Source organism: Arthrobacter sp. CP30 (assembly GCF_053470025.1).
In genome coordinates, this window is sequence record NZ_JBQEMM010000003.1 from 36,884 (window position 1) to 49,392 (window position 12,509).

Annotated in this window: 12 protein-coding genes; 4 read left to right on the forward strand and 8 right to left on the reverse strand. The window is 69.6% G+C overall.

Features of this window, described 5'->3' with window-relative positions:
• Window position 1 precedes the first annotated feature (1 nt).
• The 4 genes from ACTIMO_RS05445 to pgl are packed head-to-tail and all read left to right on the forward strand — an operon-like array spanning window position 2 to window position 4,941.
• On the forward strand, window positions 2-1,648 hold the full coding sequence (locus ACTIMO_RS05445; protein ID WP_448181726.1) for a glucose-6-phosphate isomerase: 1,647 nt from the start codon (window positions 2-4) through the stop codon (window positions 1,646-1,648).
• 2 nt (window positions 1,649-1,650) lie between these two features.
• Window positions 1,651-3,195, forward strand: coding sequence for a glucose-6-phosphate dehydrogenase (gene zwf, locus ACTIMO_RS05450; protein ID WP_448181727.1), 1,545 nt, complete (start codon window positions 1,651-1,653; stop codon window positions 3,193-3,195).
• Window positions 3,192-4,136, forward strand: a complete 945-nt coding sequence (locus ACTIMO_RS05455) for a glucose-6-phosphate dehydrogenase assembly protein OpcA (protein WP_055773516.1) — start codon at window positions 3,192-3,194, stop codon at window positions 4,134-4,136. The genes zwf and ACTIMO_RS05455 overlap by 4 nt, the downstream gene beginning before the upstream one ends.
• Complete coding sequence (pgl, locus tag ACTIMO_RS05460; RefSeq protein WP_448181728.1) at window positions 4,126-4,941, forward strand: 6-phosphogluconolactonase; 816 nt, start codon at window positions 4,126-4,128, stop codon at window positions 4,939-4,941. Before ACTIMO_RS05455 ends, pgl begins: the two co-directional genes overlap by 11 nt.
• A 74-nt stretch (window positions 4,942-5,015) precedes the next feature.
• Here the strand turns inward: pgl and secG are convergent, their stop codons facing one another.
• From secG to rapZ, 8 genes are all read right to left on the reverse strand, one after another.
• Window positions 5,016-5,267, reverse strand: a complete 252-nt coding sequence (gene secG / locus ACTIMO_RS05465) for a preprotein translocase subunit SecG (protein ID WP_055773518.1) — start codon at window positions 5,265-5,267, stop codon at window positions 5,016-5,018.
• A 52-nt stretch (window positions 5,268-5,319) separates the two neighbouring features.
• The gene (gene tpiA, locus ACTIMO_RS05470; RefSeq protein ID WP_448181729.1) at window positions 5,320-6,135 is read right to left on the reverse strand and encodes a triose-phosphate isomerase; all 816 of its coding nucleotides are present in this window, start codon (window positions 6,133-6,135) and stop codon (window positions 5,320-5,322) included.
• Between the two features lie 120 nt (window positions 6,136-6,255).
• Window positions 6,256-7,506, reverse strand: a complete 1,251-nt coding sequence (locus ACTIMO_RS05475) for a phosphoglycerate kinase (protein WP_448181730.1) — start codon at window positions 7,504-7,506, stop codon at window positions 6,256-6,258.
• 12 nt (window positions 7,507-7,518) lie between these two features.
• Complete coding sequence (gene gap, locus ACTIMO_RS05480) at window positions 7,519-8,529, reverse strand: type I glyceraldehyde-3-phosphate dehydrogenase (protein WP_055773523.1); 1,011 nt, start codon at window positions 8,527-8,529, stop codon at window positions 7,519-7,521.
• Window positions 8,530-8,819: 290 nt separating this feature from the next.
• A complete protein-coding gene (locus ACTIMO_RS05485; RefSeq protein ID WP_422391814.1) occupies window positions 8,820-9,449 on the reverse strand; it encodes a superoxide dismutase in 630 nt (209 codons plus the stop codon).
• A 129-nt stretch (window positions 9,450-9,578) separates the two neighbouring features.
• Window positions 9,579-10,559, reverse strand: coding sequence for a DNA-binding protein WhiA (gene whiA / locus ACTIMO_RS05490; protein WP_055771628.1), 981 nt, complete (start codon window positions 10,557-10,559; stop codon window positions 9,579-9,581).
• Window positions 10,560-10,569: 10 nt separating this feature from the next.
• Complete coding sequence (locus tag ACTIMO_RS05495) at window positions 10,570-11,595, reverse strand: gluconeogenesis factor YvcK family protein (protein ID WP_448181731.1); 1,026 nt, start codon at window positions 11,593-11,595, stop codon at window positions 10,570-10,572.
• Window positions 11,595-12,494 (reverse strand): RNase adapter RapZ, encoded by a 900-nt coding sequence (rapZ, locus tag ACTIMO_RS05500; RefSeq protein ID WP_448181732.1) that lies wholly within the window; start codon window positions 12,492-12,494, stop codon window positions 11,595-11,597. The genes ACTIMO_RS05495 and rapZ overlap by 1 nt, the downstream gene beginning before the upstream one ends.
• Window positions 12,495-12,509: the final 15 nt, after the last annotated feature.

Sequence of the window (12,509 nt, forward strand, 5' to 3'; positions counted from 1 at the left end):
CATGGGCTCCTTCGCTCTGACCGCCTCCGGCGATGCGCTCGCCGCCGTTGACGCCGCGGTACCCACGCTCGTCGCCGATCGTTTCGCCTCCCGGCTGATGGCCAAGGACGCCACCCTGTGGGGCGCCGACGCCGAGCCAGAGGCGTCGATCCGCCTCGGCTGGATCGATCTGTTCGACGGTTCCCGCGCGCTCCTGCCCGAGATCGCCGGGCTGCGCGCGGACCTCAACGGCGAGGGCGTGGACCGGATCGTCCTGTGCGGCATGGGCGGCTCATCACTCGCGCCCGAGGTCATCACCAAGGAGGCCGGAGTCGAGCTCGTCGTCCTCGACGCCACCGATCCGGAGCAGGTCCGGGCCGCCCTCGAGGAGGGGCTGCAGCGCACCGCCATCGTCGTGTCGTCCAAGTCGGGATCCACGGTGGAAACCGACTCCCAGCGCCGCGTGTTCGAGCAGGCCTTCACGGACGCGGGTATCGACGCCGCATCGCGCATCATCGTCGTCACCGACCCGGGCTCGCCCCTGGAGGAGGCCTCGAGGGCTGCCGGCTACCGCAGGGTCTTCACAGCCAACCCCGAGGTGGGCGGCCGGTACTCCGCGCTGACCGCGTTCGGCCTCGTGCCCTCGGGGCTCGCGGGTGCGGATATCGAGACGCTGCTCAACGATGCCGAGGACAGCGCCGAGTTCCTCGGTGACGACGACGCCGGCAACGTCGGGCTCCAGCTGGGTGCCGTCCTCGGAGGTACCGCTCCCCTGCGCGACAAGATCGTGTTCGCCGATGCAGGTTCCGGGCTCCCCGGCTTCGCCGACTGGGCGGAGCAGCTCATCGCGGAATCCACCGGCAAGCTCGGCACGGGCCTCCTGCCCGTCGTCGCGTCGATGGACGCTCCGGAACTGGCCGATGTCGCCGACGACGTGCTCCCGGTGGTCCTCGCCCCGTTCGACGAGGCGCCGAGTGACGAGTCGACGACCGGGACGCGGGTGACCGTCAGCGGGAACCTGGGCAGCCAGATGTTCGTCTGGGAGTACGCGGTCGCCGTGGCGGGCCGACTGCTCGGCATCAACCCCTTCGACCAGCCGGACGTCGAGGCCGCGAAGAAGGCCGCCCGCGGCCTGCTCGACGCCCAGCCCGAGCCCACGCCGGCCGCCTTCACCGACGGCGCCGTCGACGTGCGCGGCGACGCCGGACTGCTGGGGTCGGCCAGCACCCTCGCGGAGGCGCTCGAGGCACTCCTCGCGGCCATCCCCGCGAACGGTTACCTCTCGGTCCAGGCGTACCTCGACCGGCACCAGCAGTCGGAGCTCGAGGACGTCCGTGGCCCCCTCGCCGCTGCGACCGGACGCCCGGTCACCTTCGGGTGGGGTCCGCGCTTCCTGCACTCCACCGGTCAGTACCACAAGGGTGGCTCCGCCATCGGCGCCTACCTGCAGCTCACCGGTGCCGGCAGCACCGATCTCGCGATCCCGGACCGTCCGTTCACCTTCGGCGAGCTGATCGCGGCCCAGGCCGCGGGTGACGCCCAGGTCCTCGCGGACCACGGCCGTCCGGTCCTCCGGCTGCACCTCACCGACCGCACCGCGGGCGTCGCGCAGCTGCGGGACGTCGTCGCCTCCCTCGCCGCCCCCGGCGAGGTCCGTGGGAACGGCTGAGGATGGCTGACAGCGCACCGACCCGTGGCGGGAATCCGCTCCGCGACTCCCGTGACCGCCGGCTCAGCAGGATCGCGGGACCCTCGTCCCTGGTCCTGTTCGGCGTCACGGGCGACCTGGCCCGCAAGAAGCTCATGCCGGCGATCTACGACCTGGCGAACAGGGGCCTCCTGCCCCCGAGCTTCGGGCTCGTCGGCTTCGGCCGCAGGGACTGGAGCAACGAGGACTTCGTCCAGCAGGTCCGGGACTCCGTGACGCAGCATGCCCGGACGCCGTTCAACGAGACGGTCTGGGAGCAGCTCTCGGCGGGCATCCGCTTCGTCAGGGGGGAGTTCGACGACGACGACGCCTTCCGCGACCTGAAGGAGTGCATCGAGGAACTGGATGCGAGCCGGGGAACGCGGGGCAACCACGCGTTCTACCTCTCAATCCCGCCCAACGCCTTCGAGACGGTCTGCCAGAAGCTCTCCGAGCACGGCCTGGCCCAGCCCGACGACGGCGAGTGGCGCAGGGTGGTCATCGAGAAGCCCTTCGGCCACGACCTCGAGTCGGCGCGCGAGCTGAACAGCATCGTCGAGGAGGTCTTCCCTCCGGATGCCGTGTTCCGCATCGACCACTACCTCGGCAAGGAGACGGTCCAGAACATCCTGGCGCTGCGCTTCGCGAATCAGCTCTTCGAGCCGCTGTGGAACGCCAACTACGTGGACCACGTGCAGATCACCATGGCCGAGGACATCGGCATCGGCAGCCGCGCCGGGTACTATGACGGCGTCGGAGCGGCACGTGACGTCATCCAGAACCACCTCCTGCAGCTGCTCGCCCTCACGGCCATGGAGGAGCCCATCTCCTTCGACGCCCACCACCTGCGGTCCGAGAAGGAGAAGGTCCTCGCGGCCGTCTCCCTGCCGGAGGACCTGTCCGGGCGCTCCGCCCGCGGACAGTACGAGGCAGGCTGGCAGGGCGGTGAGCGGGTCAACGGGTTCCTCGAGGAGGACGGCATCCCCGCTGACTCCACGACGGAGAGCTTCGCGGCCCTCCGCCTCGACATCAACACCCGGCGATGGTCCGGGGTGCCCTTCTACCTGCGCGCGGGGAAGCGCCTCGGACGCAGGGTGACGGAGATCGCCGTCGTGTTCAAACGGGCACCGAACCTGCTGTTCCGGGACCACAACGAGGAGGACTTCGGTCAGAACGCCGTCGTCATCCGCGTCCAGCCCGACGAGGGCGTCACCATCCGCTTCGGGTCCAAGGTCCCCGGGACCCAGACCGAGGTGCGCGACGTGACGATGGACTTCGGGTACGGCCACTCCTTCACGGAGTCCAGTCCCGAGGCCTACGAGCGCCTCATCCTCGACGTGCTGCTCGGCGAACCGCCGCTGTTCCCCCGCCAGGAGGAGGTCGAGCTGTCGTGGAAGATCCTCGACCCGTTCGAGAAGTACTGGGCCACCCTCGACGGCCAGCCCGAGCCCTACGTGCCCGGTAGCTGGGGCCCCACATCCGCCGACGAGCTGCTCGCAGCCGATGGACGTACCTGGAGAAGGCCATGATCGTGGAACTGCCGGACACCACCACCTCGAAGGTGTCCAAGGAACTGATGGCGATGCGTGAACGCGGTGGCGTCGTCGCGCTCGGGCGCGTCCTCACACTCGTCGTCATCACGCGTTCCGGGTACGAGGAGGAGGCGATCGACGCGGCGAACGACGCGAGCCGAGAGCACCCGTGCCGCATCATCGTCCTCGCCGAGGGATCGCCCGACGAGCCGACCAGGCTCGACGGCCAGATCCGGGTGGGAGGTGACGCCGGCGCCTCGGAGGTGATCGTCCTGCGCGGGTACGGCGACCTCGCGGACGAGAACGAATCCCTCGTCTCCGCCCTGCTGCTCCCGGATGCGCCGATCGTCGCCTGGTGGCCCCATGGCGCGCCGGAAGCCGCCGCGCAGACGTCGATCGGCAGCATCGCGCACCGTCGCATCACCGACTCCGCCAATGAGGAGGACCCCACAGCGGCCCTGTTCACCATCAGCAGCACGTACACGGCCGGGGACACCGATCTCGCCTGGACGAGGCTGACGAACTGGCGCATCCAGCTCGCGGCGGTCATGGACCAGGTGAAGGGTGACCAGCCCGTCACCGCCGTCACGGTCGAGGGCGCCTCGGACTCCCCCAGCACCGTCCTGCTCGCGGCGTGGTTGACCATGACGCTGGACGCCCCCGTCACCATCGCGGCGGGACCCGCCGGCACGGGCCTGAAGCGGGTCCGGCTGAAGCGCAGCGGCGGGGACATCGAACTGCACCGTCCCGGTCACGACGTCGCCGAGCTGTACCAGCCCGACCAGCCGGTGCAGCGCATCTCGCTACCCCGCCGCGGGCTGCGTGACTGCCTCGCGGAGGAGCTGCGGCGCCTTGACCCGGACGAGGTCTTCGGCGAGGTCATCACCGAGGGATTGTCCCGCACCAACCTGAGGAGTGTACGAACGAGTGAGCGCTGAACCGAAAGTCAGCATCCATCCGTCCCAGACCTCGCTCGCGGCAGCCGTCGCGGCCCGGCTCATCACGAGACTCGTCGACGTGCAGAGCGACCGGGGCACCGCCACCGTGGTGCTCACCGGGGGCTCGATCGGTACCGCGGCACTGAGGGCGGTCGCCGAGTCCCCGGCGCACACCGCCGTGGACTGGTCCAACGTGCACGTCTGGTGGGGTGACGAGCGCTTCCTCGCGGCCGACGATCCCGAGCGGAACGCCGTCCAGGCCCGTGCGGCCCTCCTGGACAAGGTCGGCGTCGATCCGGCGAAGGTCCACGAATTCGGTGCGAGTGATGCGTTCGACGACGAGGATGCCGCAGCAGCGGACTATGCTGTCCAGCTCGCCGCTGCCGCCAGGGCCGAGCTCGACGCCGATCCTGATGCCGTGCAGACGGATCCCCGACTCCCCCGATTCGACGTCCTCCTGCTGGGCGTGGGGCCGGATGCCCACATCGCCTCGTTGTTCCCCGAGATGGCGGGCATCCGCACGAAGGGTTCGACGACGGTGGGCGTGGCAGATGCGCCGAAGCCACCGCCGAAACGCGGCTCCCTGACGCTGGAGACGATCAACACCGCCCAGGAGGTCTGGCTGTCGGTGAGCGGCAGCGACAAGGCCGGCGCCGTGGGCCTCGCCCTCGCGGGCGCCGGCCACGTCCAGGTGCCGGCCGCCGGCGCACGCGGGCTCCGGAAGACCCTGTGGCTCATCGACCAGGACGCGGCACAGAAGCTCCCCGGCCGGCTGATCGACCACGACGAGGAGCAGGCCGGCTGACGGCCGCCACCTCGGGAACGACAAGAGAGCCCCCGCTTCGTCGAAGCGGGGGCTCTCTTGTCGTTTCGGAAGGGTCAGGATTCGCCGGCGAACCGCTGGATCAGGCCGAGTGCCACGATCACGACTCCCCAGGCGAGGCCGAGGGCCACCGTGAAGCGATTGAGGTTGCGCTCGGCTACACCGGAGGATCCCATGCTCGAGGTCATCCCGCCGCCGAACATGTCCGACATTCCGCCACCACGGCCCTTATGCAGCAGGATCAGCAGGGTCAGCAGGAGGCTGGTGATCCCGAGCAGGACGAGCAGGATGATACGAAGGATGTCCACGGGGCCCTTTCAAGGCTCGGTAAGCCGCTCGTCGGAGCGGCAGGCGCAGGAACTAGTCTGTCACCAGATGCTGTTCGAACCTGACAATACTAGCAAATTCGGAGACGTCGAGGCTCGCACCGCCGACGAGCACGCCGTCGACGTCGCGCTCCTTCAGGATGCTCGCGGCGTTCGCGGCCTTGACCGATCCGCCGTAGAGCAGGCGTGTCTTCGCCGCTGTGTCGGCGTCGAAGAGGGTTGCAAGCTCGGCGCGGATGGCGGCACACATCTCCTGCGCGTCCTCGGGCCCGGCGACCTCGCCCGTCCCGATGGCCCAGACGGGCTCATAGGCGACGACGAGCTTTCCTGCCTGATCCGCATCGAGACCGGCGACGCCCTGGCGCAGCTGCTCGAGGGTGTGGGCGACGTGCGTGCCGGCCTGGCGGATCTCGAGTCCCTCACCCACGCACAGGACGGGCACGAGGTCGTGGCGGTAGGCCGCCTGCACCTTGCGGTTCAGGACCTCGTCCGACTCGTGGTGGATGGTACGGCGCTCGGAGTGGCCCACGAGCACGTAGGTGCAGTCGAGCTTGGCGAGGAACTGGCCGGAGATGTCGCCGGTGTAGGCACCGGAGTCCTCGGGTGAGAGATCCTGGCCGCCGAAGACCACCTCGAGGTTGTCGCCCTTCACGAGGGTCTGCACGCCCCGGAGGTCGGTGAACGGAGGGAAGACCGAGACCTCGACGCGTGAGAAGTCGTGGCCGGCGTCGTCGAGGGTCCAGGCGAGCTTCTGCAGGAACGTGATCCCCTGCATGTGGTCCAGGTTCATCTTCCAGTTGCCCGCGATGAGCGGCCGGCGATCGAACGCGCCGTTGGTCGAGGTGGTCATCGTCTTCTCCATCATGGTCGTGTCATGGCGGCGGGATCCGGTGCCCTGGGGCTCCGGATCCCGCCGGTGTGGATCGTGCATCGGGACCGCCGGACGGATCCGGACCGGCCCCGTCGGGCCCTACCCGCGCTCGAGGGCGCTGAGGCCGGGCAGTTCCTTGCCCTCGAGGTATTCGAGGCTCGCACCGCCACCGGTCGAGATGTGCCCGAACTGGTCATCGGCGAAGCCGAGCCCCCGGACGGCTGCGGCGGAGTCGCCACCGCCGACGACGGTGAGGGCACCGGCGCCCTGCGCATCGACGAGCGCCTGGGCCACGGAGCGGGTGCCTCCGGCGAAGGAATCGAACTCGAACACGCCCATCGGGCCGTTCCAGAAGACCGTCTTCGCCTCGGCGATGTTCGCCGCGAAGTCCTGCGCGGTCACCGGACCGATGTCCAGCCCGAGACCCCCCGCGCCGTACGGCCCCGATTCGATGGCGTCGGCGGCGATCACGCTGCTGCCGGCATCCGCGGCGAACGTCTCCGCCACCACGATGTCCGTCGGCAGCACGAACTGCGTGCCGTCCCGGGGGCCACGCTCGAGGTAGCCTCGCACCGTCCCGATCTGGTCCTCCTCGAGGAGGCTGGCGCCGACGCGGTGACCCTGGGCTGCGAGGAACGTGAACACCATGCCGCCGCCCACGAGGATGCGGTCGGCGGTGCCGATCAGGTTCTCGATCACGGCGAGCTTGTCCGAGACCTTCGACCCCCCGAGTACCACGACGAACGGCCGCTGCGGGTCCTTCGTCAGCCGCTCGAGGACCACGAGCTCCGCCCTGACCAGGTCCCCCTGGTGGGCGGGCAGCAGCGCTGCGATGTCGAAGACGCTCGCATGCCGGCGGTGCACGGCACCGAAGGCGTCGTCCACGTACGCAGCGTCCTCGCCGGCGAGCTCGGCCAGCTCCCGCGCGAAGGCCGTGCGGTCGCCGTCGTCCTTGCTCGTCTCGCGGGCGTCGAAGCGCACGTTCTCCAGCACGAGCACCTCACCCTCCTTCAGCGCGGCGGCAGCGCTCCGCGCCCCCTCGCCCGTGGTGTCGGTCGCGAGGCGGACCGGGAAGTCGGCCAGCTCGCGGAGGACGTCGACAGCCGGCGCTAGGGAGTACTTCGCCTCGGGCGCCCCCTTGGGCCGGCCGAGGTGTGCCATCACGATCACGGCCGCCCCTGCCTGGACCAGCTTGCGCAGGACGGGCAGGGACGCGCGGACACGGCCGTCGTCGGTCACCGTCATGGACGGGACCTCCCCCTCGAGGGGGACGTTGAGGTCGGAGCGGACGAGGACGCGACGTCCCCGGACGCCCTCGGCGAGCAGGTCGTCGAGCGATGCGTAGGCCACGGGCGGATCCGCCTAGGAGAGCTTTGCCGCGACGATTTCGGTCAGGTCGACCAGGCGGTTCGAGTAGCCCCACTCGTTGTCGTACCAGCCGACGACCTTGACCTGGTTGCCGAGGACCTTGGTCAGGCCGGAGTCGAAGATGCACGACGCCGGATCCGTCACGATATCCGAGGAGACGATGGGGTCCTCGGTGTAGGACAGGTAGCCCTTCAGCGAGCCGTCGGCAGCTGCTGCCTTGTAGGCGGCGTTGACCTCGTCCGCGGTGACCTCGCGGCCGACCGTCACGGTCAGGTCCGTCGCGGAGCCGGTGGGGACCGGGACGCGGATGGCGTAGCCGTCCAGCTTGCCCTTCAGCTCGGGCAGGACCAGGCCGATGGCCTTCGCCGCTCCCGTGGAGGTGGGGACCATGTTGATCGCGGCGGCGCGCGCACGGCGGAGGTCCTTGTGGGGACCGTCCTGCAGGTTCTGGTCGGCCGTGTAGGCGTGCACCGTGGTCATGAGGCCGCGCTCGATGCCGAAGGAGTCGTTCAGCACCTTCGCGAGGGGGCCGAGGCAGTTGGTGGTGCACGAGGCATTCGAGATGATGTGGTGGTTCTCGGGGTCGTAGTCGCCGTCGTTGACGCCGAGCACCACGGTGAGATCCTCGTCGGAGGCGGGAGCCGAGATCAGGACCTTCCTCGCACCGGCGTCGATGTGCTTCTGCGCGTCGGAGGCCTTGGTGAAGAAGCCGGTGGACTCGATGACGATGTCGACACCGAGGTCCTTCCAGGGGAGGTTCGCAGGATCGCGCTCGGCCAGCACCTTGACGCGCTTCCCGCCGACCACGAGGTCACCGCCGTCGACCTCCACGGAGGCCTTCAGGCGCCCGGTGACGGAGTCGTACTTCAGCAGGTGCGCGAGGGCCTCGGGGCTCGTGAGGTCGTTGACGGCCACGATCTCGAGGTCGGCACCCTGCTCCAGGGCGGCGCGGAAGTAGTTGCGGCCGATGCGGCCGAAGCCGTTGATTCCAACACGGGTAGTCACGGGTTTCCATCTCCTTGATAGGTGGTGCCGTCGGCACTCCCTCTCGGGTGACGCCGGCGACGAATACATCTTGTACCGGGCACCCCTTCGTGCCGACGTTGATCGGGTCCTGCGGGCTCCTTGCGGAGCCGGACATCCGTTCGGAGCCGTGCGGGGATCTCTCCCTGCACGGCTCCAACCTTACTCAGCGCTGCGTTCCCGCACGCACTCGTGACGCGGGGTTGCCCCGCCGGTCAGCGCGTGGTGGCTTCCGGAGGTCGAAGCGCGCCGGATGGTGCGCGGTCGGGTGGCTAGTGGCCGGGGGTGATCAGGCTCGACGCCCCGGTCCTCGCGGCCTGGAAACGGGCCTGAACATCGGCCCAGTTCACCAGGTTCCACCACGCCTTCACGTACTCGGGCTTCACGTTCACGTAGTCCAGGTAGAACGCGTGCTCCCACATGTCCAGCATCAGCAGCGGGACGGTGCCCACGGGCACGTTGCCCTGCTGGTCGTAGAGCTGCTCGATCACGATGTTCTTCCCCAGCGGCTCATACGCCAGCACCGCCCACCCCGACCCCTGCAGCGACGTCGCGGCGGCGGTGAAGTGCGCCCGGAACGCGTCGAAGGACCCGAACGCGTCATCCAGCGCCGCGGCGAGCTCACCCTCGGGCTTGTCCCCGCCCTCGGGCGACATGTTCTTCCAGAAGATGCTGTGGTTGATCACACCACCCACATGGAACGCCAGATCCTTGGAGAGCTTCGGGATCGTCCCGAACTCGCCCTTCTCACGGGCCTCGGCCAACTGGGCCAGGGCATCATTGGCGCCCTTCACATAGGTGGCCTGGTGCTTGGAATGATGCAGCTCCATGATCCGGCCCGAGATGTGCGGCTCCAGGGCCGCGTAGTCGTAGTCAAGATCCGGCAGTACGTAGTCGCTCACGTAGTCCTCCATGTAGTGATCCCGTGTACCCGCGCTGCCCGCAGCCCCTCACGGGCTCCGAACGGCGGGAGTCCCGCCGGATCAGCTATCGACCGCGAGCGGGCTTGCTCTTCCATCCTATGCACTCATTCACTCGTCGAGCATGTCCGCGGTCACATTGGCGTCGGTCCCCGGGATGCCGATGTCCGAGGCCCTCTTGTCGGCCATCGCGAGGAGCCTCCGGATACGGCCGGCGATGGCATCCTTCGTCATGGGCGGGTCCGCGAGGCGACCCAGTTCGTCGAGACTGGCCTGCTTGTGGGCCACCCTCAGCTCCCCGGCATAGCGCAGGTGCTCCGGGACGGTCTCACCGAGGATCTCGAGTGCGCGCTCCACGCGGGCCCCGGCGGCGACGGCTGCCTGGGCGGAGCGGCGCAGGTTGGCGTCGTCGAAGTTCGCGAGGCGGTTCGCCGTCGCCCGCACCTCCTTGCGCATGCGCCGTTCCTCCCACACCATGAGGGCGTCGTGTGCGCCCATGCGGGTCAGGAGCGCGGCGATCGTGTCACCGTCCCGGATCACGACACGGTCGACGCCGCGTACCTCGCGGGCCTTCGCGGCGATGTCGAGGCGGCGGGCGGCACCGACGAGTGCGAGGGCGGACTCGGGGCCGGGGCAGGTGACCTCGAGCGACGACGAGCGCCCGGGCTCCGTCAGCGATCCGTGGGCGAGGAAGGCACCACGCCAGACGGCCTCGGCGTCCGCGGTCGAGCCGTTGACGACGGCGGAGGGCAGTCCCCGCACGGGGCGGCCACGGGTGTCGAGCAGTCCGGTCTGTCGCGCGAGTGACTCCCCGTCGCGCACCACGCGCACCACGTAGCGGTTACCCCGCTTGAGGCCACCGCCCGTGACCACGATGATCTCGCTGTTGTGGCCGTACACCTCGGCGATCGCGGCGCGGAGGCGGCGCGCGGTCGACGCGAGATCCACCTCGGCCTCGATGACGATCCGGCCGGAGATGATGTGGAGTCCTCCGGCGAATCTCAGCAGCGCGGACACCTCGGCCTTGCGCACCGAGGACTTCTTGACGTCGAGGTGCGAGAGCTCCTCCTTGACGTCGGCGGTCAGGGCCACAGATACACTCCTAGTTCTCCCCAAACATGTCGTTGTAGGACGTCGCCAACCGCAACGGATCATGGACGGGCTTTCCGGTCGAAACTCCCACTGTACCGAAGACGGCACGCCCGCCCATCCCGGCGACGGCCCGCTCGAAGGCGGCACGGTCCGCCACCACGGCGGGGTCGACGAGGACGACGTCGACCGTGAATTCCGGCGCGTAGCGCGAGATCACCCTGAGGTGGTCGATGGCGCTCATGCCCTGCGTCTCCTTCGTGTCGTTGCTGAGGTTCATGGTGAGGCAGCGCCGGGCCGAGGTGCGGCAGAGGGCGTCCCGCAACTCGGGGAGGAGCAGGTGGGGCAGCACCGACGTGTACCAGGAGCCGGGCCCGAGCACCACCCAGTCGGCGAGTTCGATCGCCTCGAGAGCGTCCTGGCAGGCAGGGGCCGACGCCGGGAGGAGCCGGACGTTGCTCACGTTGCCGGTCTCGGCCGCGACGGCGAGCTTCGCCTGGCCGGAGACGTTCGTCACGCGCAGGGCACCGTCCACCTCGCTAAGGACGTCCCCCTCGATCGTCAGGGGGACACTCGCCATCGGGAGCACGCGCCCGCGCGCACCGAGGAGCGCACCGGCCCACTGCAGACCGGCCACCGGGTCGCCGAGGAGCTCCCACAGCGTGACGATCAGCAGATTCCCCATGGCGTGGTGGTCGAGCGACCCCTCCACGCCGGGACGGGAGGTGAACCGGTGCTGCATGACGTCACGCCAGGTGCGGCCCCAGTCGGTGTCGTCGCACAGGGCCGCCAGTGCCATGCGGAGGTCCCCCGGCGGCAGCACCCCCAGTTCGTGGCGGAGGCGCCCCGAGGATCCGCCGTCGTCCGCCACCGTCACCACGGCGGTCAGCTCCTGCGTCAGGAGGCGCAGTGCGGAGAGGGAGGCGGACAGCCCATGGCCTCCGCCGAGGGCGACGACGGTCGGCCCGGGGCCCTGGCCCTCACCGGTCTGGCGCGCCGCCGGTGGGATGAGGGGCAACGGACCCGAGAACAGGGCCACTACTCACGCCCGAGGTCGCGGTGGTGGGCCGTGACCTGCACTCCGGGCAGCTGCGCCAGGCGCTGCGCGATCTCCTCGGTCACCGCGACCGAGCGGTGCTTCCCGCCCGTGCAGCCGACGGCGATGGTGGCGTAGTGCTTGTTCTCCCGGCGGTAGCCGTCGAGGACGGGGACCAGGGCGTGCACGTAGCGGTCGATGAAGTCGCCGGCCCCCTGCGCCCCGAGGACGTAGTCGCGGACCGGGGCATCCAGCCCGGTCTGCGGACGGAGGACCGGCACCCAGTGCGGATTCGGGATGAAGCGGACGTCGGCGACGTAGTTGGCGTCCACCGGCAGTCCGTACTTGAAGCCGAAGCTCATCACGTTGAGGCGCAGGACGATCGGGCCGGACTCCGAGAACAGCTCGGTGACGCTGGTGGCCAGCGCGTGGACGTTGAGCTCGGTCGTGTCGATCACGATGTCCGAGGAGTGCTTGAGCTCCTTCAGGACCTCGCGCTCGGCCGCAATGCCGTCGAGGATGCGCCCGTCCCCCTGCAGGGGGTGCGGTCGGCGCCCCTGCTCGAACCGGCGGACCAGCACGGCGTCGTCGGCGTCGAGGAACAGCACGCGGTAGTTGACGCCGGCGGCGCGCAGGGCGGCCAGCGAGGCCCGGATGTCGCTGAAGAGTTCCTTGCCACGCACGTCGATGACGACGGCCAGCTTCGGGATGGACTGGGGCGTCCGGGCCACGAGTTCCGTCAGCGTGGACAGCATCTGCGGGGGGAGGTTCTCCACGACGTACCAGCCGTGGTCCTCGAGCGCATTGGCCGCCGTGCTGCGGCCGGCGCCCGACATGCCGGTCACCACCAGCAGCTCGGACTCGGTGGGTTTGACCGGAGTCAGGCTCGTGGCCTCAGTCATCGTGGTGCATCCGTT

What these genes read in the sequence shown, in the direction of transcription:
- ACTIMO_RS05445 (WP_448181726.1), top strand. Translation starts at nt 2, where the DNA reads ATGGGCTCCTTCGCTCTGACCGCCTCCGGCGATGCGCTCGCCGCCGTT.
- zwf (WP_448181727.1), top strand. Translation starts at nt 1,651, where the DNA reads ATGGCTGACAGCGCACCGACCCGTGGCGGGAATCCGCTCCGCGACTCC.
- ACTIMO_RS05455 (WP_055773516.1), top strand. Translation starts at nt 3,192, where the DNA reads ATGATCGTGGAACTGCCGGACACCACCACCTCGAAGGTGTCCAAGGAA.
- tpiA (WP_448181729.1), bottom strand. Translation starts at nt 6,135, where the DNA reads ATGACCACCTCGACCAACGGCGCGTTCGATCGCCGGCCGCTCATCGCG.
- rapZ (WP_448181732.1), bottom strand. Translation starts at nt 12,494, where the DNA reads ATGACTGAGGCCACGAGCCTGACTCCGGTCAAACCCACCGAGTCCGAG.